The organism is Bacteroides sp. CACC 737, from assembly GCF_013874375.1.
Lineage (GTDB): Bacteria > Bacteroidota > Bacteroidia > Bacteroidales > Bacteroidaceae > Bacteroides > Bacteroides uniformis.
Map to the genome: position 1 here is coordinate 3,563,629 of NZ_CP059408.1, position 22,304 is coordinate 3,585,932.

The window sequence follows — 22,304 nt, forward strand, 5'->3', positions numbered from 1 at the left end:
CCGCGTGGCAAATATGTCCATATAAAAAACAAGCAACATCATCTTTCGCCTGATGCTGCTGCATATTATAGAACACGTCTTTATGAACCCCGTTTTTCCAATACGCCGGAAAGTAATCAAGGCAATGTTTCTACCATTCTCCAATGCAGAAAGCATCTTTTCCGTTTCCTCCGTTTGGTCGCAAAAGTATCGGAGAGAGGCATAGCCATAAATCAGAAAAGGATTTCTCAGTTCTAAGCCGACTTGTTTCACACCTAATGATTCCACGTTTTGCGTTACACATTTTACGTAATGCAAAATATGTTTACATGATAACTCCAGTTACCCCAACGGTAACTCCATTTACACTATAAGGTAACGACCGTTCATGGAATAAAAGCCGTTACACCTTACAGTGAACGGCTTTACATTAGAAGGTAAGCAATCGATAAATACACTGTATAAGACTATGGCAGTATTTCACCTTCCGCTGTCACCTTTACGTAGATTTCCCTTTCCCCTTGCTCCATCTCTACCAAAAAGTAACTGCCATCGGGAGTCTCAATAAAGTCGGCATCATCAATGACATAACCGGGATGGGCAGCCGTAACGGCGTTCTTCACTACATCCTCCAGATGTCTCTTACTGATGTCCCAGGTAGTATAGGCCCATGCACCCTCAGCGGTGAACATCACATCCTTGCTGATATTTCCATGCACGATTTCGACTTCCGTCATGCCGTTCTTTTCTTTTTCAATATCCACAATGCGGGCATTGGGATATTTCTCTGCTATAAAATCTTTGATGGCAGCGGAAATATCAGAAGGGAGATAATCTTCGGGAGAACCGCCGTTGTGCGCATCGGCCACTTCCTTCACCAGAATGCCGTCCTCCGAATAATAGAGGTCCATTTCCTGATTACCTTTCTCCACTTCGATGATGTAGACAACAGCCATTTCCTTACGTTCCAGCTTGTCTACATCTTCCACCTTCCATACATTATAATAGGTACTACTCTCGTAAGAGCTTCTCACCGGAGCGGGAAGGTCTGCATAACGGAGGTCGGTTTCGGTCATCTGCCATACACCGTCTTTGGTGAACCAGGCCTCCTTTTCGAAATTGTCCTCATGGAAATCAGCCACATAATATGCACCTTTTGTTTCCCATTCTATACGCTGGGCATTGGGATGCTCCTTGGCCAACGCATTACTCAGTTCCGCGGGCACGGAGATTCCGTCGTTGTCGTCATCATCACAGCTTTGCAAGGCAAAGGCAAACACGCCTAACGCCAATAATAAGAAGTACTTTTCCAGTTTCATAGTCATTTCGTTTTTTTACATTATCAATACCAAGTTTGTTCATTTTGTATGGCAAAGATGAAGCCTAAATCTGGAAAGAATCTGGAAGAATACTCATATTTTGCAGAAAACAGCTATCTTTGTGCCACTAAAAGCGTTCATAACAAAAGAGATACATAATAACACAATGGAAAAGAAATTCAAACGTACCACCGTGACCTCGGCATTGCCGTATGCCAACGGCCCGGTTCATATCGGACACCTGGCAGGCGTTTATGTTCCTGCCGACATTTATGTCCGCTACCTGCGACTGAAAAAGGAAGATGTAATCTTCATCGGCGGCTCCGACGAACACGGAGTGCCCATCACCATCCGCGCCAAGAAGGAAGGCATCACCCCGCAAGACGTGGTGGACCGCTATCATACGCTTATAAAGAAGTCTTTCGAAGAGTTCGGCGTTTCCTTCGACGTGTACAGCCGTACTACTTCAAAGACGCATCACGACACGGCTTCCGACTTCTTCCGCAAGCTGTACGATAAGGGAGAATTCATCGAAAAGACCAGCATGCAGTATTACGACGAAGAAGCCAAGACCTTCCTTGCCGACCGCTACATCACCGGCGAGTGCCCCCACTGCCATGCCGAAGGCGCTTACGGCGACCAATGCGAGAAGTGCGGCACCAGCCTCAGCCCCACGGACCTGATTAATCCGAAGAGTGCCATCAGCGGCAGCCAGCCCGTGATGCGTGAGACGAAGCACTGGTATCTGCCGCTGGACAAACACGAGGAATGGCTTCGCCAATGGATTCTGGAAGACCATAAGGAGTGGCGTCCCAATGTTTATGGCCAATGCAAGAGCTGGCTCGACATGGGCTTGCAGCCGCGTGCCGTGAGCCGCGACCTGGATTGGGGTATTCCCGTTCCCGTAGAGGGCGCCGAGGGCAAAGTGCTCTATGTATGGTTCGACGCCCCTATCGGCTACATCAGCAACACCAAAGAGTTGCTGCCCGACACATGGGAGAAATGGTGGAAAGACCCCGAAACGCGTCTGGTACACTTCATCGGAAAAGACAATATCGTGTTCCACTGCATCGTGTTCCCCGCCATGCTGAAGGCAGAGGGTAGCTACATCCTGCCGGACAACGTGCCGAGCAACGAGTTCCTGAACCTGGAGGGCGACAAGATTTCCACTTCACGCAACTGGGCGGTATGGCTGCACGAGTATCTCGTTGACTTCCCCGGCAAGCAGGATGTGCTGCGCTACGTGCTGACCGCCAACGCACCGGAGACAAAAGACAACGACTTCACCTGGAAGGACTTCCAGGCACGTAATAACAACGAGCTGGTTGCCGTTTATGGCAACTTCGTGAACCGCGCCCTGCAACTCACCAAGAAGTACTTCGACAGCGTAGTGCCCGCCGCAGGCGAACTGAACGACTACGACCGCGAGACGCTGAAAGAATTTGCCGACGTCAAGGCAGAAGTGGAGAAGTTGCTGGACGTATTCAAGTTCCGCGACGCACAGAAGGAAGCGATGAACCTTGCCCGCATCGGAAACAAATACCTTGCCGACACCGAGCCGTGGAAGCTTGCCAAGACAGACATGGAGCGCGTAGCCACCATTCTCCACATCTCGTTGCAGTTGGTCGCCAACCTTGCCATTGCTTTCGAACCGTTCCTGCCCTTCAGCAGCGAGAAGCTTCGCAAGATGCTGAACATGGACAGCTTTGACTGGGCAGAGCTGGGACACACCGACCTGTTGCCTGCCGGACATCAGCTGGGCACCCCCGAACTGCTGTTCGAAAAGATAGAAGACGACGTCATCCAGGCACAAGTAGACAAGCTGCTTGCCACCAAGAAGGCAAACGAAGCCGCCACCTACAAGGCAAACCCCATCAAGCCGACCATCGCCTTCGAAGACTTTGAAAAGCTGGATATCCGCGTAGGTACAGTGCTTGAATGCGAGGCAGTGCCCAAGATGAAGAAGCTGCTGAAGTTCAAGATTGCCGACGGGCTGGAAAACCGCACCATCGTCAGCGGCATTGCCCAGCACTACAAACCGGAAGAACTGGTAGGCAAGCAAGTGCTGTTCATCGCCAACCTCGCTCCACGCCAATTCAAGAACGGGCTGGTAAGTGAGGGGATGATTCTCTCTGCCGAGAACTATGACGGTTCGCTGGCGGTGACTTCACTGCTGAAAGAGGTGAAACCGGGCAGCGAAGTGAAATAAAACAGTAACAAGGTAACGAGTTAACAAGGCTACAGGGAGGAAGGAAAAGCCTCGTGGCCTTGTTAACTCGTTGCCTTATCAACCAATAAACTATGTCCGATACATCACTCAAAGAAAAAACAGCCAAAGGCCTCTTCTGGGGAGGATTCAGCAACGGCATACAGCAGTTGTTAAATCTGGGATTCGGAATAGTCCTTGCCCGTCTGCTGGATGCTTCGGATTATGGTATGGTAGGGATGCTTACCATTTTCTCCGCCATTGCCGCCGCCTTGCAGGAGGGTGGGTTCATTTCGGCACTGACCAACCGGAAGGAGACTTTGCACAAGGATTACAACGCCGTGTTCTGGTTCAGCCTGATGTGCAGCACTACTATATATATATTACTCTTCTTTGCCGCACCGCTGATTGCCGACTTCTACGATACGCCCGAGCTGATACCGCTGTCCCGTCTCTCTTTCCTCGGATTCGTCATCTCAAGCATGAGCATCGCACCGAGAGCGTATCTGTTCAAGAATCTCAGAATCAAGGACACTACCATCATCTCCATTTCGAGTCTGATAGTCTCCGGCATTGTGGGCATCACACTGGCTGCCAACGGATTCGCCTATTGGGGGATTGCATTGCAAAGCATCTCTTTCATCACCGTAATGACGATTCTTAACTTCTACTTCTCGCGTTGGAGACCCCACTTCCGGTTCGACTTCACACCCATTAAGGAGATGATAGGGTTCAGCAGTAAGATAATCATTACGAATATCTTCACCATAATCAATAACAATTTGTTTTCCGTCTTGTTGGGTAAGTTCTACTCGGAACGGGAAGTGGGTAACTTTACGCAGGCAAACAAGTGGAACGGCATGGGACATACCACGATTACGGGCATGATAAACGGCATTGCACAACCCGTCTTTACCCGTGTTGCCGATGACAAGGCACGGCAACTTGCCGTATTCAGAAAGCTGTTGCGCTTCACCGCCTTTATCTCTTTCCCCGCCATGCTGGGATTGAGTTTGGTTTCGAAGGAACTGATTGTTATCACTATCACGGAGAAGTGGCTGCCCAGTGCCGATATCTTGCAACTGTTATGTATTTGGGGAGCATTTATTCCCGTCATCAATCTGTTCTCCAACCTGCTCATCAGCCGGGGGCATTCTTCTATCTATATGTGGAGCACCATCAGCTTGAGCCTGCTGCAAATAGTAGCTGTATGTGCCATATACCCATACGGGTTGGAGTGGATGCTGCGTATTTTCGTCATTATCAATATCGGCTGGCTATTTGTATGGTTCCGTTTTGTCAAGAGGGAGATAGGATTAAGACTGCGCGATATGCTGAAAGACATCTCTCCTTATCTCTCCCTATCCATTGTACTCGTAGTATCAACTCACTATGCCACTCAGCCCATAGAAAACCTATACTTAAATATGGCAGCCAAAATCATTATGGTAGCTGGGCTTTATGCACTGGTTTTGTGGAAACTACAATCTACCATCTTCCGGGAAAGCATTGAATTCCTCTTAAAGAAAAAAAGAGCATGAGCCGCATAGCCTACATCATATCCGCCTACAAGGATGCCCCACACTTGGCACGCCTGGTTGCCGCACTGGATGACCGGGCAGACTTCTACGTGCACATCGACCTCAATGCCGATATACACCCTTTTGAAGAAGCCTTGGGAGACAAGGTCACTTTCGTGCCCCGCCACCGGATAAGCTGGGGAGGATGGGAACAAGTGGAATACCAGAAAGAATTGCTTGCTGCCGTATTGCACAGCGGTATCCCCTATACCCGCGTAGTATGCCTGAGCGGGCAGGACTACCCATTATGGAGCAACAACGCCATCCACCGCTATTTTGAGGAGCATCAAGACACTGAATTCATCGGCGGTTTCAACCTGACACACTGCACCGTGAAACAGCAGTTGCACAAGATAACCCATTACCACCCTTTCCGTGACCTGCCTTGGAAGAGTATATGGTGGAAGAACAAACTCATCGTAGCATCGCGCAAGCTGGTACAGATACTCCCCATCCGGAAAGCCCCTTTTGCACCCTTGGAAGGCAAGCAGGCAGATGTCTATTTCGGTTCCGACTATTGGGCCATCACGTTGCCCTGCGCACGATATGTATATGAAAAGTTGTGCACGGAGGAGAAGCTGGTGAAGTATTTCAGAACCAGCTTTGTACCCAGCGAACTGTGCATACAGACCATCGTATTCAACTCCCCTTTTGCCTCAAAAGGGCTTCTTTTAGAGGGAGAATACCCCGGACTTACCCGTCTCACCCCCTTGCACTACATAGACTACGGCGCATCCATCCGCGTGATGACACTCGAGGACCTGCCGGTATTGCAGCAGTCTGGAAAGATGTTCTGCCGGAAAGTGGTAAGCGGGGAGTCCGACACACTGATAGAAAAACTCAAGTCCGATTTCGCAAAAGAAGATTGAAATGGAAAGTGCTCCTTTCAACTATTATCATTATTTTTGCAGACATCAATCAAAAATGGTATCCATGGTGAAGCAATATACCCCAGAAGAACTGACCCAACTACATCAGGTGCTATACGAAATACTGGAAGAGATTGTGCGCATCTGCGACAAACACAATATTCCCTATTTTGTAATCGGCGGAACAGCAATAGGGGCACTCTATGACAAAGCGATTCTTCCTTGGGATGACGACATAGATATAGGTATGAAACGGGAAGACTACAATAAGTTTCTCCAGATAGCCTCCCAAGAACTGAGAGAACCATACTTTCTTTCATGGATACATACCGACCCTCATAGTCCTTATTACTTTGCCAAAGTCAAGAAAAACAACACCTTGTTTGTCGAAGAGATGTTTAAAGATGTACCTATGCATCAGGGAATCTTTGTCGATATATTCCCTTTTGACCGTATTCCAAACAATAAGCTATTAAGGAAGATACAATATGAAGCCGTCAACTTTCTGAAATGCTGCCTGATGGGAAAAGAGGTATGGCTATGGAAACACTTCGGAAAATGTCAAATATCCAACCCTACCAATCGTGGAGCTGTTGCCTGCCTTCTGAACCGGATAGTTGATATGACACTCTCTAAAAAGACAATCTACCGTTTGATGGTGATAATGCAAAGTTGTTTCAACTCATGGAAAACTTTGTATTACAACAATGTGATTACCACTACCGACCATGTTTTGGAGACGAGTCTCAACCATTTACAACCAATCAAATTCGGTCCACTTTATCTGAAAGCACCTGATGGATTGGAAAACTTTCTACGGTACAACTATCCCACTTTACACCGGTATACAGAAGAAGAGCAGGACAAGATAAACAATCATTATCCGGCAGTTCTTTCTTTCAACATACCAAATGACCATATAGCCACCTCCTAATCCAACAAAATTGCCATGAAACCAGCCCTTGTAGATGTATCTGTACTGATTCTTTTCTTCAACCGCCCCAAACTGCTGGCGCAAGTATTCGAACAAGTGAAGAAAGCACGCCCCGCACGACTGTTTCTCTATCAGGACGGCCCGCGCGGCGAGCGTGACATGCCGGGCATAGAAGCTTGTCGCAAAGTAGTGGCAGACATCGACTGGGAATGCGAAGTACACCACAACTACCAAGAGAAGAACTACGGCTGCGACCCATCGGAATACATGGCACAGAAGTGGGCATTCTCCTTGTCGGACAAATGTATCGTGCTTGAGGATGACGACGTGCCCGCCGTCTCTTTCTTCGGCTTCTGCAAGGAACTGCTCGACAAGTATGAGCACGACACACGCATCAGCATGATTGCCGGATTCAACAACGAGGAGATTACACCCGACATCACTTCCGACTACTTCTTCGCCACCACCTTCTCCATCTGGGGATGGGCGAGCTGGCGGCGGGTGACGGACCAATGGGATGAATTCTACACCTTCCTGGACGACAAGGAGAACATGCGGCAACTGAAGAACCTCATCCACACACGGCGCTACCGCAAAGACTTCATCTACATGTGCCAACGCCACCGCGAACACGGGAAAGCCTATTACGAAACCATCTTCCACGCTTCCATGTTGTTCAATTCGGGTCTGAGCATCGTGCCCACCCGCAACATGATAAACAATCTGGGAGCCACTGCCGACTCCACCCACTTTGCCGGCTCCGTGCACACCATGCCGCGCGGTTACCGCCGCATCTTCACCATGAAACGCCACGAAGTGGGGTTTCCACTGAAGCACCCTCGTCACGTCATCGAGAACACAGCCTACAAGGATAGCGTTTACCGCATCATGGCATGGCGGCATCCCTGGATAAAGATTGCACGGTCGTTCGAGGAACTGGCGTTGAACCTACGGTACGGCAACTTCACCATCATATGGCAAACGCTGCAAAAGCGTATCCGGAAATGGATGAAACAAGACCGGCATCTGTAACAAGAAAAAACATTCAAAAAAGAAGAAACGAACAACAGTCATGAGAGTACTACTTATCAATACATCCGAACGCATCGGCGGCGCAGCCATCGCCGCCAGCCGTCTGATGGAATCACTCAAGAACCACGGCATCAAAGCCAAGCTGCTGGTACGCGACAAGCAGACCGACCAAATCTCCGTTGTGTCACTGGACCATAACTGGCGCATGGTGTGGAAGTTCGTCTGGGAGCGCATCGTCATCTGGAGCGCCAACCGCTTCAACAAGAAGAACATCTTTGCCGTAGACATTGCCAACACGGGGACAGACATCACCTCACTGCCCGAATTCCAGCAAGCAGACGTCATCCATCTGCACTGGATAAACCAAGGGATGCTCTCGCTGAAGAACATCGAGAAGATTCTCGCCTCGGGCAAGCCCGTCGTCTGGACCATGCACGACATGTGGCCCTGCACTGGCATCTGTCACCATGCCCGCGAGTGCACCCACTACCAGCAGGAATGCCACAACTGCCCCTTCATCCACGGAGGTGGAGGCAAACGTGACCTTTCCTACCGCATCTTCCACAAAAAGCAGGCATTGTATCGCAACCGTCACATCAACTTCGTCACCTGCAGCCGCTGGCTGGAAGAACGTGCCCGGACAAGCGCCCTCTTCTGCGGGCATGCCGTGACATGCATCCCCAACCCCATCAACACCAATCTCTTCAAGCCCCGAAACCGGCAGGAAGCCCGCAGCCGTTGCCTACTGCCGCAAGACAAGAAACTCATGCTGTTCGGCTCGGTGAAGATTACGGACAAACGGAAAGGCATCGACTACCTGATAGAATCGTGCCGACTGCTGGCTGACAAGCATCCCGAACTCCGGGAACAGTTGGGTGTCGTCGTCTTCGGCAACCAATCGCAACAACTGGAAAACCTGCTTCCATTCAAAGTCTACCCGCTGAACTTCGTCAGCAACGAACACCAACTGGTGAACATCTACAATGCCGTGGACATCTTCGTGACCCCCTCGCTGGAAGAGAACCTGCCGAACACCATCATGGAAGCCATGGCATGCGGCATTCCCTGCGTCGGATTCAACGTGGGCGGCATCCCTGAGATGATAGACCATCTGCACAACGGCTACGTGGCACAATACAAATCCTCGGAAGACTTTGCCAACGGCATCTACTGGACGCTGACCGAACCCGACTACCCCAGCCTCTCGGAACAAGCCTGCCGGAAAGCCATCTCCCACTATTCGGAGAACGTCGTCGCCAAGAAATACATTGACCTTTACAACAAAGTGACCGGAAGAAATGCATAACCACCCCACCCCGAAATTCAGCATCATCACCGTGACCTACAACGCCGAAGCGGTACTGGAGGACACGATTCAAAGCGTTATCTCGCAAACCTACCACCACGTGGAATACATCATTGTGGACGGTGCGTCCAAAGACGGCACGCTCTCCATCATCGACCGTTACCGCGACCGCATCACCCGCATCGTGAGCGAACCGGACAAGGGACTGTACGACGCCATGAACAAAGGCATCCGCCTTGCCACCGGCGATTACCTCTGCTTCCTCAATGCCGGCGACAGCTTCCACGAGGACGACACCTTGCAGCAGATGGTGCGTTCCATCTCCGGCAACGAACTACCCGACGTGCTGTACGGCGAAACGGAGCTGGTGGACAAGGAAGGCCACTTCATCCGCATGCGCCGCCTCGCCGCCCCGGAAGTGCTTACCTGGCGAAGCTTCAAGCAGGGCATGCTGGTCTGCCATCAGGCCTTCTTTGCCAAAGCTTCCCTTGTAGAACCCTACGACCTGCAATACCGCTTCTCCGCCGACTTCGACTGGTGCATCCAGGTGATGAAGAAGGCACGGACCTTGCACAATACCCATCTCACCCTCATCGACTATCTGGAAGAGGGAATGACCACCCAGAACCGGCAAGCATCCCTGCGCGAACGCTTCCGCATCATGGCGCGGCATTACGGACTGGCGAGTACCATAGCCCATCATGCCTGGTTCGTATTACGGGCCGTGATAAAGAAATAGCACAAGTTTCGAGGGCAAATATACTTTGTTCCCGCAAGACCTATACCTTGTGGGAATCCCCCCCCTATACCCAGCTCCCTACAGTATAGGAGTGAGTACCCAAAACATCCCCATGTTTTCACCTAAAACATCCGGATGTTCTGCATATTAAGTCCTATACCGTGAGGGGTTAAGTCCTAAGACGTAGGAGATTAAGTCCTAAGGCAAAGGAGGCTGGGTAGCTGCAAGCAGCGCCTTCAACTCTTTTACCCCTTCCGAAGCTCCCTTTTGAATGACATGTATCGGACGCATGACGTGCGTGTCCACCGGCTTGGGGTCTATCAGATACACTTCGGCGGCACGGGGCACGTAGTTCAGCAGTCCCGCAGCGGGATAAACGTTCAGGCTGGTGCCGATGATGACGAAGATGTCCGCCTGCTCCACATACCGGATGGCAGTTTCAATCTCCGGCACCGACTCGCCAAACCACACGATGAACGGGCGGAGCTGCGTACCGTCGCCCGCCTTGTCGCCCAACTTTACTTCATATTCCTCCGGCGCCAGTTCCTTGACGAAATGCGGATTATAAGGGTCGCGGCTGGAACAAACCTTCGTCAGTTCCCCATGCAAGTGTATCACGTGCGTACTGCCGGCACGCTCGTGCAGATTATCTACGTTCTGGGTGACGACCGTTACATTGAAATCCCTCTCCAGGTCGGCAACGCCCAGATGCCCGGCATTCGGCACCACATCGAGCAACTGCTTGCGACGTTCGTTATAGAAATTAATGACCAGTTCCGGATTACGTGCATACCCCTCGGGAGTCGCCACCTGCTCCACCGGATATTTGTCCCACAGTCCGCCCGCATCACGGAATGTGCTGATGCCGCTCTCGGCGCTCATACCGGCACCCGACAATATGACCAAGTTCTTCATTTTCTGCTCCTTTCCTTTATTAAAGTAAGACAAATATAAGAAGAATGTTCAAGTTGTGATATAAATAAGAAAAATTAAATACTTAAAAGTCTTATCATTCAAATAAAAGACGTACTTTTGCCATTCGTAAATTTGCAATAGACTGGAAAAGAAACCAATCCGGTCGTCAACAAAAGAATCTTATGGATAAATTCAGTTATGCTATCGGCCTTGGAATAGGTCAGAATCTTTTAAGCATGGGTGCCAAAGGCATTGCAGTAGATGACTTTGCACAAGCAATCAAAGACGTTTTGGAGGGCAACCAGACGGCAATCAGCCACACAGAAGCCCGTGACATCGTCAACAAGTACTTCGCCGAACTGGAGGAGAAGATGAACGCAGCAAACATAGAAGCCGGCAAAAAGTTCCTGGAAGAGAACAAAAAACGCGAGGGAGTTGTTACGCTTCCCAGCGGACTTCAATACGAAGTTATCACAGAAGGAAACGTCGGTCACTATGCCAAAGCAACCGACCAGGTACAATGCCACTACGAAGGCACACTGATTGACGGAACGCTGTTCGACAGCTCCATCAAGCGCGGCCAGCCTGCCACGTTCGGTGTAAACCAAGTGATACCCGGTTGGGTGGAAGCCCTTCAGCTTATGCCCGAAGGTGCCAAGTGGAAACTCTACATCCCCAGTGATCTGGCATACGGAGCGCAGGGTGCCGGCGAGATGATTCCCCCCCACAGCACGCTCATATTCGAAGTTGAATTACAGAAAATTTTATCTAAATAAACAACAAGTAAAAGCAAAATGAAAAAAGTAACATTTCTCATGGCTCTTGCAGTAGCTGCCGGCATGGCATCTTGTACTGCTCAAAGTCCGAAAGCTGATTTAAAGACGGACATCGATTCATTGTCTTACGCCATCGGTATGGCACGTACAGAAGGTTTGGACCAGTATCTTGCACAACAAGGCATTGACTCAACCCAGATGTCAGAATTCCTAAAAGGTTTCAACGAGGGTGCAGCCAAAATCGATAAGAAAGACGTGGCCTACATGACCGGCCTGCAAGTAGGCCAGATGGTCAGCAAGCAATGGGTAGAAGGTTTCAACCAGCAAATCTTCGGTAATGACTCTACACAAAGCATCAGCCGCGAAAATATGCTGGCAGGTTTCGTCGCAGGTGTCATTGGCAAGGGTGGTGCCATGGATATGATGAAAGCTCAAGAGTACATGCGCACTCAGATGGATGCCATCAAAGAAAAAGCGACTGCAGAGAAGTATGCTGACAACAAAGCTGCCGGTGAAAAGTTCCTGGCTGAGAACAAGACTAAAGAAGGTGTAGTAACTACTCCGAGCGGTCTACAATACAAAATCATCACCAAGGGTAACGGTGCCGTTCCCGCTGACAGCAGCAAGGTGAAAGTAAACTACAAAGGTACACTGATTGACGGAACAGAGTTCGACAGCTCTTACAAGCGCAAAGAACCTGCTACCTTCCGTGCCAACCAAGTAATCAAAGGCTGGACTGAGGCCCTCACTATGATGCCCGTTGGCTCCAAATGGGAACTCTATATCCCCTACGACCTGGCATACGGTTCAAGAGAAACCGGTAGCCAAATCAAGCCGTTCTCTACTTTGATATTCGAAGTGGAACTGCTGGGTATCGAGAAGTAATGTAACAATCCGAAGGGAGGGGCAAAACCCTCTTGATACTTCTTTTAGGCGCGGATTACGCGGATTTCACGGATTTAGTTTACCAAATCCGCATATTCCGCGTAATCCGCGTCTTATCGTTACCCCTCACTTTTATTCATTTTTCTGTCCATTTTCATAGATAAATTAAAATAAAGTCCTATATTTGCTTACTATTTGATAACAACAAGAACTTTACTTATTTACTATTATGGAAAAAATAGACAATCTTGACCGGCAGATTCTGGAAATCATTTCCCAAAATGCCCGTATCCCTTTCAAGGACGTAGCCGCTGAATGTGGCGTGTCACGTGCCGCCATCCATCAACGTGTACAGCGCTTGATTGACCTTGGCGTTATTGTGGGCTCAGGCTATCATGTAAATCCCAAGTCTCTTGGATATAGAACCTGCACTTACGTAGGAATCAAGCTGGAAAAGGGCTCCATGTATAAGACGGTAGTTGCCGAGCTGGGCAAGATTCCCGAAATTGTTGAATGCCACTTCACCACTGGTCCGTACACCATGCTGACCAAGGTATATGCCCGCGACAACGAGCATCTGATGGATTTGCTGAACAACAAGATGCAGGAGATTCCTGGCGTAACCGCTACCGAGACCTTGATTTCCCTGGAACAGAGCATCAAGAAGGAGATTCCTATTTGCCCCGAGAAATAACGAACAACAATGGATTTCTTGAACGAATATCATCTGTCGGGCCTTGTCATAGGTATCTGCACATTCCTCATCATCGGCTTGTTTCACCCCATAGTTGTGAAAGCCGAATATTATTGGGGCACCAAGTGCTGGTGGATTTTCCTTTTACTCGGCATCGGCGGCATCATTGCCTCCCTTTATACGGAGAACATCATGATAGCCTCCCTTTTGGGCGTCTTTGCATTTTCCTCGTTCTGGACCATCAAGGAGATATTCGAGCAGGAAGAACGAGTGAAAAAAGGCTGGTTTCCCAAGAATCCAAAACGAACTTATAAGTTCTAAGGACAAAGGTTATAAGGAATTTTATCCAAAAGTCTTGCATATTTCAATAGAAAATGCTACTTTTGCCCCCGCTATCCAAGCAAGGATGCATCGGACTTGTAGCTCAGTTGGTTAGAGCAACAGACTCATAATCTGGAGGTCCCTGGTTCAAGCCCAGGCTGGTCCACGAAGCATAAAACAAAGAAAATCAAGCCGTTACAAGCAACCTTGTAGCGACTTTTTTCTTGCACACTGAAACTCCTTGCACACAATTTGCACACAACCTTTGGAAAGTGGTGATAATCAATGACAAACGTGACACACCGGTAAATGATATTCTTTTTCTTTCTGTTTCTTCCTTTGGTATAGGTTATCCTTGGTTTCGGTATTTTGCACACAAATTGCACACATTTTGAGAAGAAAAAAAGGGATAAGCTACATACCGGTAGTTATCCCTTTTCTTCACGATAAAAGCAGGTGGGAAAATACGCCTCATGGTTTCTTCGTTTTCATAAGCTGCAATGTCTCGAAAGTATAGCTCATACCTGAACAATGGTTGCCAGTCAGTATAACACGAACATTTTTTGAGAAAAGTAATTTCTCATTCTGTAGAGCATGTGACTCCTTCTCTAATTTAAGTTTATCATTCATCATAATTAAATAATTGATAGTTAGAATAAAATTTATATCATACCGTATTCTTTGCACCAATAATAGAACGTTCTTATCGTGTATTTATACTTGTTATAGTTCTTTAGGCATGAATCATACATGATGTCGGTTTCTTCACGAGTGTATTGATAACTTTCCGTCTTATAGAACCGGCTGACTGCATGGAAAATGTATCTGCCCTCTTCCCCATATTCTCCGGCCAAAGCACAACCAATAGAAAACCAACGTAGATGATTACCCGTTATATCCATTTGATTATCTCCTATTCGTTGTAGTATGGGTGTCATAATCATGGGAATATTCTGGGGTGTTTTTATTATAGGAATACCTTGCATATTCTCATCATTTGTATGTTGCTTAATTAGCCTAATAGGCTGTTCTATTCTATCTGTAAAAGTTGAGGCATTGGAATTCAATATAGGATTTGCATCATAAGAAGCCCCCCTTAACCTTGACACATTCTTACATGAAGTATCAATTACAATGCCTCTGCCTCGAAAGAACTTTTCCAAAGCATAAAAATGCTCTTTATGATAGCGAGGATGCTCAATCGGTATCAGACAGAACACACCATTCCCACTAATTGACAAACCGCAATATGCAATATATTCAATACTTGACAAATCCTGTTTTAGCTTCTCAAAATCTGTAATTTTTGGATTATCCTTGCCACCGTCTATATCAATGCAGATATAACCGCTATGCAAATCCAAGTACTTATCACTACAATAAGAAAATATACCACTCGGAGTGATACAAGGCAATTCTGCCTTGTACTTCCGTTGTTCGCTTTTCTCTGAAAGAGAGCGAATGTATTTCGCCTCTTCTTTGTAACGTTCACTACATACCCAATCAAATAGCTTCACTTGCCCGATTGGAAGTTTCTGCTTGTAACTTTCAAACAAACTGACTGTTGAATTTTTCATTTTTCTTCATTTAAATTGTCTATAAATCTCTCCACATAGCTTTTTGGAGATTGCGTATCATCGGAAACTGGAATATCCTTCTCTTTAGGCTTATCACAAAACACCCATGTAGCATTATTGGTACTTCTCGTCTGGACATAAAATAGTTTTCTAATCCTCTCATTAAATGTGATATTATTAGCTGGATGCATTCCATTGCTACGACAGAAATCAATATATTTTTGGTATAAAAATGAAAGTTCTATATGTGGAACATTCGCATATTTACGTTCGGTATTTTCAGGAGGAACAACGGCAAACCACCCCTCTTTTTTTACCCAGAACAAAACAGTATTTGAACGAATTTTATATTCTTCAAGTGTACGGTTTACCAATTCCGATTCCGTAAAGTCTTCCCTCTCCAATAACCGTTTGATACCGGATATTACACGATTAAAAATGCCGGGAAGTTCTTTTTTTAGTTTGTCCGGAAGTTTTTTGTCTCGCTTTTCCTTCGCGATTGTGACATCAAAAGGTAAAATAATCCATCTTCTAAAAAAAGCGACATTCGCTTCTGTTTCTTTAGGTAAAGAGTTAGTGTTGAACATGAACTTACATGTATAGTCTTGCATAGTCCAAACATCTTTGTAGAGTGTTTTTACCTCCACGTCCTCACCGCTTATCAGCTTCTTAATCATATCAGGATTACATTTTCCACCTAATTCAGATGAATAGTTAAGAAGTTTCCCACTAAGCTGTGCCCTTGTATTCGCATCAAATGAAAGAGCAGCCATGGAGAATCCTGTCACATGTTCTTTACCAAGAATTTCTTTCACTAGTTCGTAAATTACTCCTTTGCCATTGGCTCCTTCGCCATACAGCATCATACTTCTTTCCAACTTCAATTTGCGGGTAGGAATAAAACAGTACCCTATCATTTCCATAAGAACATCTTGAGCTTGTTTTTCAGGTAATACATAATCAAGAAATTCATCAAATTGTGGACAAGTCGCATCAGGATCGTAATCAAAAGAAAGTTGGTATCTCAACATATCTTCTTTTTGAAAATCTCGAAGTGTAAACTCTCCATTATTATATTTCAGGGTTCCATTTCTTAGATTGACAGAGATGCTTAAATCATCATCTTTCGTTTGGATGGGAGGACACTTATAATCAGCAATAAATTGTCGCAATAGTTTCTTTTTATTGTTTTCCTGCTGAGCCTCAACAGGCAAAAATCCTGCTTTTTCTGCCGCCATAGAAATACAATCCGAAGCAACGGATTCATCAATTTTCTCCCAATAAGCACCATTGAAATAATGCAAAAAGCCATCCAATATCAGAAAATCAGAATTATGTTCCTCCGCAACTTTTTTCAAAACTTTAGATACATACACACACTTCTCTTCAATTGTTATTTTTGTATGCTTTGCTCCTGTTTTTTTATTCTCATACAATAAATCTTCCCGACCCTTACGTATACATTCCCCTATTTTTACTTTTTCAAAAGGGATTTCGGGTATTGCACTGATAATACGACCTAGTATTCTATTTTCTCTAATGAATTCTTGCATAGGAGTGTCTGATAGACAGATATTGATAATATTGAGATCCGTTTTCATTTTATTTCCTGTTTTTATATTGAGCCGTTTTTATAATAAATTGTTTTGATTGGTCTGAAAAGTTCTGGCTCGTTTCACTTTTCTTTTCAATCTGGCTAGACAGCCAACTATCCAACTCCTGTGGAAAGAAATAAATCCGGTTATCAGATTTATGACATGGGATATTATTTCCAGAGGTTAACTTATATAGTTTTGACCTGCTAATTAAAAATCCTAACTTTCCCAAATAGAGCAGTGCTTGGTTTATATCCAAATATTTCGGTATCTCTTCGGGGTTTCGAATCCTTTGCGTTAATAACTCTTTTATCCCTGCTATTTCCGAAATCAAATAATCTATTCGTTCTGGTAAGTTGTTATAATCCGTTTTCATATCTTATTCATTTAATTCTGATGCAAAAGTCCGAAAACAGAAAAATGCAGGTTAGTGGCAAACTCTTCTTTTCTTGATTTTTGATGTTTTTTTTGCTTGCTGATGTTTCTTTTATTGCATCCATTATTTCTTTGTTTAGAATTATGATGCAAAGGTCGGCATCTCGGCAGGAGCAGGTTAGTGGCAAACCAGAATAATTGGTATTTAAGTGATTTTTTCCTGGTTTCGATTGCTGCATTACATCATCCTTTAATTTGTCCATAGCTCATTAATTTTGAATTATGTTGCAAATTAACCGGGATTTCAAAAAGCAGGTTAGTGGCAAATTTGACGGGATGAAATTTTTATTGTACTTTTATGGAAATTTTAAATGACGAATTATGGGAAGTAACAGTTATAAATATGATAAAGAGCTATTTGAACTTTTGAAACAGGAGTATAAGGAGCGGTTAAAAATCCAATTAACTCTCGGAAGTTATGAGAAACTCCGCTCTTTTATCAACAAAGAGACATTAGATGAGGAGCTCAATAGGATTGACAATAAGAAAAAAGGGCATAAAAGTGAGGATAAGGTAAGCGAGGATTCAATAAAACGCCATTTCGGACTAATCAATAGCAAAACTAAACCTAGTCTATCCAGTTGTTCTTTATACGCCAGAAAACTAGGATATTTGAGTTGGGATGATTTCTGTGAGAAAGCAGAACAGAAGTATGACGTAACAAAAGGTTTCAGTACGATTGACTTCTATAAATTCAGCACTTTGAATGAAAGTGACGAAATAACCATTGGCTGGTATCCAAAAAAATATTGTAGATTGAAATTTTTAGGAGAGTATTCCTTTGAGGTCGTTGAATCTTATGGTATGCACAGTAAAATTGGACGAAAATTTGAAACTGCCGGTTTTCGACTAACACCGATTTCCAATAAAGTAGAACTACCAGAAGTCATAATAGAGCCATTGTTTGATGACGATCCATTATGGACAATTATAGAAAACTTCGATACTGACTTCTGCTGTACAGACCTTTTATTATAAAAGTGAAGTAAATGAATGAAGTGAACAGCTTTTTTATACTCTTATATAAAAATCTTTATATATTATATTAATATACTCTTTTATAAAAAGTTTAGGTATAAAATTAGTTCATTTCATTCATTTACTTCACTATGTAAGAATTTTCTACTTTTAAATTTATTCTTTCATATTTGAGATATATTCTTGCTTCTTTATACCGAGTATTGGAGGCAAGAGAAAAGCTCGATACAGGAGACGAAAGCAGCCTTATTTGGGATATGGGTATATAGTAAGCTCGGATTTATGGAGCTAAATAAGAAACGTAAATATTGCTTGATTTAGAGAAACATAGCACATATAGAACTCTCGTTTTTCCGATAGTTCAGATTTTAAGGCATAAAAAATCCTCTTGCTGCATAGACACAACAAGAGGATATTATTTTGAGTTGATATTAGTTCAACGAAATAAGATTGATGATTTTGTTTCCGTTTTCTGCAACATTATCGATAACAACTTCATCTGATTCTGTGATAGTTCCTACAACATTGGCGCCGTCCGAATATCTGAAACCGGTGAATGTGATATTAGAACTTTCAGAATTTGCCGAAAGACTTTGTATTTCATAATCCAAAATTTGAAACTGAGATTCTTGATAATCTTTCATTGCTATTTTTGAGAAAGTTGTATTGCTACGGTTGTACCATGCTTTATTTGTGCGAATATCTCCAATATTAATCTGCTTATCAAGTTTTGTACATTTTTCTCCGTCAAACTCATAATATTCATTCAGCAACAGTGTTTTGCGCACATGATTAGGAACAGCAAATTCCCCATACCCAGTGAATTGTTCATCAGATATGGTGCATATTATTTTTTCTTCTAAGTCATTATTTCCAATAGTCTTATGTTGAATAATCGCATTATTGCGAATGGAATATAAATTACCGTTAAAGATGAATGTATAAGTATCTGAAATCGGATAAATTCTGCCACCCGGACATTTCACACGGCAATTCTGTTGTTGTTCTTGACTACTCCAATACACAACAAAACCATTATCGGTTACAGTGAAATTATTACATATAACTTCATCAGGTAACATTTTCTGCATTGTGAAATCTGAAACATTCAATTTGTATATTTGTCTATATTCTGGATAATTTGAATTAGAAGAAGAAGCAATATAAATATTTCCTTGATTATCCAATATTGTTTTCAATGAACCGTAATACAAATCAATATGTACATCTTTCGGCCATCTGTATAACTTTTCTGTTTGAACATCTACTATTGAGAGATACCTAATACTTTGATTGCTAACAGATATATAATCATCATCAGGGCCGGGTTTATAAAACAAATCAACAATATCTTGTTCAACAGGATTCACCAGAATAATCTTATCACTCAGTTTGACAACCTTACTAATACCAATATTATGGTCTTGCCCGTCCTCTCCCTTGATTGACAACTTTACTTCATTGCCTGATAAATCAAGTTTGTAATAAGAGTCGTCCCCTGTTGCTCTTGTTGCGGATGATTTCTGATAAATCATCTTGGCGTCACTCACATTCAAATTCGTAAGGTATTTATAACCTTCTTCATAATTGATATTGCCACTACCGGAACCACCGTCATCACTACATGCAGTAAATAAAGCTACCGCACCTAACATTAATAAAAATTTCTTCATAATTACCAGAATGTCGTTTCTCCCTTAGCCCCAAATCAGAAGAGTTCATAAATGCAGAAAGCGTGAGGCCATTAACTTATTTTATACGACGGGCTCTGGTAAGACCTTGAACTAAAACAAGCAACAGTCCCCACGCCATATACGGATATGACGCGAGAGATGCCAACTTATTCCCGTTCTACAGATAGTTTACCAGACTTCGTCGTAGAGAATCAGTTAAACACTTTCGTGTACCTTAAATTTCTAATATGTCCGCCATGTTGCCATGACGATGCAAAATTAGAAAAAATAAGGCACATCACAAAGTTACATCTCATAAAGAGACTGTTACAGGTTACAAAATTAGATATTCTTATTCATTCAGCATTTCATCAATGGCGAATTCGTGAAGTTCATGCTCCAGCTCCATTTCTTTAAGCCGTTCTTCTTTCTTCTGAAAATAATCATCGCCCAAACCTTTTTCTTCGAGTGCCTTGTCGAATTTATCAAGTATTTCATCTGAAACACATTCTTCATCGTCATTATCGATTGACTCGTCCAATACAGCAAGCATATCCTCCATTGTGTATTTCTGTTCTTGTGAAGAAGTATCTTCCGTTAATGAAAACTCTGTATCATCCTCACAATCAATATCCGGCCCTAACATATCTATAAGCTCATCGATTGTATAATCTTTGTCTTTAAAAGAATCTTTCGTATTTTCTTCTTTGACAATCGGCTCTTGAACACCGGTTTCCTGTATGCTTTCTTTTTGAGCAGACATTTTAGTCTTTGGTGCTTTCTTTGAAGATTTCTTTTTAGTCTCTACAACTTCGGCAGTCACCGGTTGTTCTTCTTCTACTTTTTTCTTTCGTGCCATAACTTTATTTATTTTTGAATTTAGTAATACTCCGAATACATGAATCATCGGACATTACATATATCCTCTTTTTTGTCGGAATATAAAAGAAAAAGGTATTTTAACTATATTCTTAACCAGAATTAAGCTCTCGCACCGGTAATTTTGCATAAAGAAAGCCCGATTTCCTAATGAATAGAATTACCGGGCAGGAAAGTAAGAAGAACCCCATATAGGCTATATAGGCTACAAAAACGAGGTCAAAAGGTTAGTGTTCTTAGCACGCTCCTCTTTCTCGAAACTCGCCAGATATGCTTCCGTAGTCCTCAGGTCGGTATGTCCTAAGGATTCACTTATATAAGAGATATTGGCTCCGCTTCGTTTCAATACGGTAGCGTATGAATGTCTTGCGGTGTATGTGGTGATATTGCCGATACCCAATTCTTCACCTATCAACTTCATACGTTTGTTGATTCGCTTGACAACATCGCGTACAATCGCTTTACGCTCTATAGCCGTTTCATGCCCTTTCATATAAGGAAATATGTAATTATCGGGTAACGGTTTGTTTCCCCACTTGTCAATTATTGTCTGTAATTGGGAAGAAACAACCGCACGTATCTCTTTCCTATTCTTTGTCGTGCGCTCTGTTTTCTGTCTCACAAAACATATTTCACCGTCCACAATATCCGAGAACTTCAATTTCAGCATGTCTGTCGGATTGATACCGTTGCACAAGTAAATGAATATCCAGAGGTCTTTATATCTGTTAGTGGTTTCATTTTCACTCTTATAATCGAAAATGGCCTTCAACTGTTTCTTTGTCAATCCTTTCTTTCTTCCGATACCGGTCTTTATCTCGAACAGACCTTTTCCGAATGGGTATTGCGATTCTTTGATAACGCCGGCTCTCTTGGCTTCATTCATCAAAGTACGAATATTTCTCATGTGCATACCGATTGTAGAAATACTTCTCGTTTTCGACCAAAGTCTTTCGCATTTTTGTAACCATTCAACCGTAACGGCACTAAATGGAATATCTTTGCCGCCGACTTCCTCAACCATTACCAATGTAGTTTGATAGAACTGCATTGTCCCGATTCTTTCTTCGTTTTTCAGTTCCTCAATCTTAGCTCGTATGGCACTGTTCAGAGTATCACCGGTAGCTTTTCCCAAACGTAAATTGAGCGTATTGAAAGAGAATGTTCCTTTCTCTGCCAAAGCTTCAACATTCATACGGACTAAAGAAAAACTACTTTCAATGGCTTGTCTGATTTTCTTGCTTTCAGAAGATTTGCTATCCGGCAGTTTGTTCCATTCTTCTTTTGTCATGCAGATACCAATAGAATAATACTTGGGCTTTCTTTGATAATAAACCTTGATTTTAATAGGATATTTGCCTTCTTTGTTGGCAGTACGTGCATCAAGTACCGTAGAGACTACGATACCGTCTTTTGAAAAATTATACATGGTTTTAGTGATTACCCGTAAGCGGAATTGCTTACGATAGTCTATATATCCTCATTTGAATGGAAATATAAACGTTTTGAAGCCTTTTGAATATTGGTTTTGAGCAGTTTAGATATTAGTTTCAAACGGTTTAAAACGATAATAGCAAAACATAGTATATATATTAGTCTGTAAATAAGAATT

Annotated in this window: 21 protein-coding genes and 1 tRNA gene; 13 read left to right on the forward strand and 9 right to left on the reverse strand. The window is 44.0% G+C overall.

What is annotated here, in order from left to right:
- Positions 1-446: 446 nt before the first annotated feature.
- On the reverse strand, positions 447-1,298 hold the full coding sequence (locus H1A11_RS14965) for a PepSY-like domain-containing protein (protein ID WP_181757386.1): 852 nt from the start codon (positions 1,296-1,298) through the stop codon (positions 447-449).
- A gap of 166 nt (positions 1,299-1,464) precedes the next feature.
- Between H1A11_RS14965 and metG the strand changes: the two genes are divergently transcribed.
- The 7 genes from metG (at position 1,465) to H1A11_RS15000 (ending at position 9,964) form a co-directional block, all read left to right on the forward strand.
- Positions 1,465-3,507, forward strand: coding sequence for a methionine--tRNA ligase (gene metG, locus H1A11_RS14970; protein WP_009037611.1), 2,043 nt, complete (start codon positions 1,465-1,467; stop codon positions 3,505-3,507).
- Between the two features lie 92 nt (positions 3,508-3,599).
- Positions 3,600-5,045, forward strand: a complete 1,446-nt coding sequence (locus H1A11_RS14975; RefSeq protein WP_117713744.1) for a lipopolysaccharide biosynthesis protein — start codon at positions 3,600-3,602, stop codon at positions 5,043-5,045.
- The gene (locus H1A11_RS14980; RefSeq protein ID WP_087333210.1) at positions 5,042-5,953 is read left to right on the forward strand and encodes a beta-1,6-N-acetylglucosaminyltransferase; all 912 of its coding nucleotides are present in this window, start codon (positions 5,042-5,044) and stop codon (positions 5,951-5,953) included. The genes H1A11_RS14975 and H1A11_RS14980 overlap by 4 nt, the downstream gene beginning before the upstream one ends.
- Positions 5,954-6,017: 64 nt before the next feature.
- Positions 6,018-6,887 carry a phosphorylcholine transferase LicD gene (locus H1A11_RS14985; RefSeq protein ID WP_005834345.1) on the forward strand — a complete coding sequence of 290 codons (870 nt, stop codon included), beginning with the start codon at positions 6,018-6,020 and terminating at the stop codon, positions 6,885-6,887.
- 15 nt (positions 6,888-6,902) lie between these two features.
- Positions 6,903-7,919, forward strand: coding sequence for a hemolysin activation protein (locus tag H1A11_RS14990; RefSeq protein ID WP_181757387.1), 1,017 nt, complete (start codon positions 6,903-6,905; stop codon positions 7,917-7,919).
- Between the two features lie 40 nt (positions 7,920-7,959).
- Entirely contained in the window at positions 7,960-9,225 is a 1,266-nt protein-coding gene (locus H1A11_RS14995; RefSeq protein WP_008662500.1) for a glycosyltransferase family 4 protein, read from the forward strand.
- On the forward strand, positions 9,218-9,964 hold the full coding sequence (locus H1A11_RS15000; RefSeq protein ID WP_117964630.1) for a glycosyltransferase family 2 protein: 747 nt from the start codon (positions 9,218-9,220) through the stop codon (positions 9,962-9,964). The genes H1A11_RS14995 and H1A11_RS15000 overlap by 8 nt, the downstream gene beginning before the upstream one ends.
- Before the next feature lie 198 nt (positions 9,965-10,162).
- Here the strand turns inward: H1A11_RS15000 and H1A11_RS15005 are convergent, their stop codons facing one another.
- A complete protein-coding gene (locus tag H1A11_RS15005) occupies positions 10,163-10,879 on the reverse strand; it encodes an NAD-dependent deacylase (protein WP_117601410.1) in 717 nt (238 codons plus the stop codon).
- A gap of 182 nt (positions 10,880-11,061) precedes the next feature.
- Between H1A11_RS15005 and H1A11_RS15010 the strand changes: the two genes are divergently transcribed.
- The 5 genes from H1A11_RS15010 (at position 11,062) to H1A11_RS15030 (ending at position 13,721) form a co-directional block, all read left to right on the forward strand.
- Positions 11,062-11,655, forward strand: a complete 594-nt coding sequence (locus tag H1A11_RS15010; protein ID WP_138346247.1) for an FKBP-type peptidyl-prolyl cis-trans isomerase — start codon at positions 11,062-11,064, stop codon at positions 11,653-11,655.
- A gap of 18 nt (positions 11,656-11,673) precedes the next feature.
- A complete protein-coding gene (locus H1A11_RS15015; RefSeq protein WP_138346245.1) occupies positions 11,674-12,540 on the forward strand; it encodes an FKBP-type peptidyl-prolyl cis-trans isomerase in 867 nt (288 codons plus the stop codon).
- Between the two features lie 229 nt (positions 12,541-12,769).
- Complete coding sequence (locus H1A11_RS15020) at positions 12,770-13,234, forward strand: Lrp/AsnC family transcriptional regulator (RefSeq protein ID WP_005830846.1); 465 nt, start codon at positions 12,770-12,772, stop codon at positions 13,232-13,234.
- A 9-nt stretch (positions 13,235-13,243) separates the two neighbouring features.
- Positions 13,244-13,555 (forward strand): DUF4491 family protein, encoded by a 312-nt coding sequence (locus tag H1A11_RS15025; protein ID WP_005830847.1) that lies wholly within the window; start codon positions 13,244-13,246, stop codon positions 13,553-13,555.
- A 92-nt stretch (positions 13,556-13,647) separates the two neighbouring features.
- A tRNA-Ile gene (locus H1A11_RS15030) sits at positions 13,648-13,721 on the forward strand.
- A 496-nt stretch (positions 13,722-14,217) separates the two neighbouring features.
- Here the strand turns inward: H1A11_RS15030 and H1A11_RS15035 are convergent.
- Genes H1A11_RS15035 through H1A11_RS15050 form a run of 4 tightly spaced genes read right to left on the reverse strand, consistent with a single transcriptional unit; the run spans position 14,218 to position 17,365 of the window.
- Entirely contained in the window at positions 14,218-15,132 is a 915-nt protein-coding gene (locus H1A11_RS15035; protein ID WP_149882456.1) for a BT4734/BF3469 family protein, read from the reverse strand.
- On the reverse strand, positions 15,129-16,733 hold the full coding sequence (locus H1A11_RS15040; protein WP_149883138.1) for a phage/plasmid primase, P4 family: 1,605 nt from the start codon (positions 16,731-16,733) through the stop codon (positions 15,129-15,131). Before H1A11_RS15040 ends, H1A11_RS15035 begins: the two co-directional genes overlap by 4 nt.
- Before the next feature lies 1 nt (position 16,734).
- Positions 16,735-17,103 (reverse strand): helix-turn-helix domain-containing protein, encoded by a 369-nt coding sequence (locus H1A11_RS15045; protein WP_025076447.1) that lies wholly within the window; start codon positions 17,101-17,103, stop codon positions 16,735-16,737.
- 7 nt (positions 17,104-17,110) lie between these two features.
- A complete protein-coding gene (locus H1A11_RS15050; protein WP_025076448.1) occupies positions 17,111-17,365 on the reverse strand; it encodes a hypothetical protein in 255 nt (84 codons plus the stop codon).
- A 118-nt stretch (positions 17,366-17,483) separates the two neighbouring features.
- Between H1A11_RS15050 and H1A11_RS15055 the strand changes: the two genes are divergently transcribed.
- Positions 17,484-18,140, forward strand: a complete 657-nt coding sequence (locus tag H1A11_RS15055; RefSeq protein ID WP_149883060.1) for a hypothetical protein — start codon at positions 17,484-17,486, stop codon at positions 18,138-18,140.
- 431 nt (positions 18,141-18,571) lie between these two features.
- On the opposite strand, the gene H1A11_RS15060 is transcribed toward H1A11_RS15055, so the two are convergent.
- The 3 genes from H1A11_RS15060 to H1A11_RS15070 form a co-directional block, all read right to left on the reverse strand.
- The gene (locus tag H1A11_RS15060; RefSeq protein WP_149883139.1) at positions 18,572-19,813 is read right to left on the reverse strand and encodes a hypothetical protein; all 1,242 of its coding nucleotides are present in this window, start codon (positions 19,811-19,813) and stop codon (positions 18,572-18,574) included.
- A gap of 352 nt (positions 19,814-20,165) precedes the next feature.
- Positions 20,166-20,672: a hypothetical protein gene (locus H1A11_RS15065; protein ID WP_149882668.1), complete on the reverse strand. Its 507-nt coding sequence runs from the start codon at positions 20,670-20,672 to the stop codon at positions 20,166-20,168.
- 225 nt (positions 20,673-20,897) lie between these two features.
- Positions 20,898-22,121: a site-specific integrase gene (locus tag H1A11_RS15070; protein WP_149882669.1), complete on the reverse strand. Its 1,224-nt coding sequence runs from the start codon at positions 22,119-22,121 to the stop codon at positions 20,898-20,900.
- Positions 22,122-22,304 lie beyond the last annotated feature (183 nt).

What these genes read in the sequence shown, in the direction of transcription:
- H1A11_RS14965 (WP_181757386.1), bottom strand. Translation starts at nt 1,298, where the DNA reads ATGAAACTGGAAAAGTACTTCTTATTATTGGCGTTAGGCGTGTTTGCC.
- metG (WP_009037611.1), top strand. Translation starts at nt 1,465, where the DNA reads ATGGAAAAGAAATTCAAACGTACCACCGTGACCTCGGCATTGCCGTAT.
- H1A11_RS14975 (WP_117713744.1), top strand. Translation starts at nt 3,600, where the DNA reads ATGTCCGATACATCACTCAAAGAAAAAACAGCCAAAGGCCTCTTCTGG.
- H1A11_RS14980 (WP_087333210.1), top strand. Translation starts at nt 5,042, where the DNA reads ATGAGCCGCATAGCCTACATCATATCCGCCTACAAGGATGCCCCACAC.
- H1A11_RS14985 (WP_005834345.1), top strand. Translation starts at nt 6,018, where the DNA reads ATGGTGAAGCAATATACCCCAGAAGAACTGACCCAACTACATCAGGTG.
- H1A11_RS14990 (WP_181757387.1), top strand. Translation starts at nt 6,903, where the DNA reads ATGAAACCAGCCCTTGTAGATGTATCTGTACTGATTCTTTTCTTCAAC.
- H1A11_RS14995 (WP_008662500.1), top strand. Translation starts at nt 7,960, where the DNA reads ATGAGAGTACTACTTATCAATACATCCGAACGCATCGGCGGCGCAGCC.
- H1A11_RS15000 (WP_117964630.1), top strand. Translation starts at nt 9,218, where the DNA reads ATGCATAACCACCCCACCCCGAAATTCAGCATCATCACCGTGACCTAC.
- H1A11_RS15005 (WP_117601410.1), bottom strand. Translation starts at nt 10,879, where the DNA reads ATGAAGAACTTGGTCATATTGTCGGGTGCCGGTATGAGCGCCGAGAGC.
- H1A11_RS15010 (WP_138346247.1), top strand. Translation starts at nt 11,062, where the DNA reads ATGGATAAATTCAGTTATGCTATCGGCCTTGGAATAGGTCAGAATCTT.
- H1A11_RS15015 (WP_138346245.1), top strand. Translation starts at nt 11,674, where the DNA reads ATGAAAAAAGTAACATTTCTCATGGCTCTTGCAGTAGCTGCCGGCATG.
- H1A11_RS15020 (WP_005830846.1), top strand. Translation starts at nt 12,770, where the DNA reads ATGGAAAAAATAGACAATCTTGACCGGCAGATTCTGGAAATCATTTCC.
- H1A11_RS15025 (WP_005830847.1), top strand. Translation starts at nt 13,244, where the DNA reads ATGGATTTCTTGAACGAATATCATCTGTCGGGCCTTGTCATAGGTATC.
- H1A11_RS15035 (WP_149882456.1), bottom strand. Translation starts at nt 15,132, where the DNA reads ATGAAAAATTCAACAGTCAGTTTGTTTGAAAGTTACAAGCAGAAACTT.
- H1A11_RS15040 (WP_149883138.1), bottom strand. Translation starts at nt 16,733, where the DNA reads ATGAAAACGGATCTCAATATTATCAATATCTGTCTATCAGACACTCCT.
- H1A11_RS15045 (WP_025076447.1), bottom strand. Translation starts at nt 17,103, where the DNA reads ATGAAAACGGATTATAACAACTTACCAGAACGAATAGATTATTTGATT.
- H1A11_RS15050 (WP_025076448.1), bottom strand. Translation starts at nt 17,365, where the DNA reads ATGGACAAATTAAAGGATGATGTAATGCAGCAATCGAAACCAGGAAAA.
- H1A11_RS15055 (WP_149883060.1), top strand. Translation starts at nt 17,484, where the DNA reads ATGGGAAGTAACAGTTATAAATATGATAAAGAGCTATTTGAACTTTTG.
- H1A11_RS15060 (WP_149883139.1), bottom strand. Translation starts at nt 19,813, where the DNA reads ATGAAGAAATTTTTATTAATGTTAGGTGCGGTAGCTTTATTTACTGCA.
- H1A11_RS15065 (WP_149882668.1), bottom strand. Translation starts at nt 20,672, where the DNA reads ATGGCACGAAAGAAAAAAGTAGAAGAAGAACAACCGGTGACTGCCGAA.
- H1A11_RS15070 (WP_149882669.1), bottom strand. Translation starts at nt 22,121, where the DNA reads ATGTATAATTTTTCAAAAGACGGTATCGTAGTCTCTACGGTACTTGAT.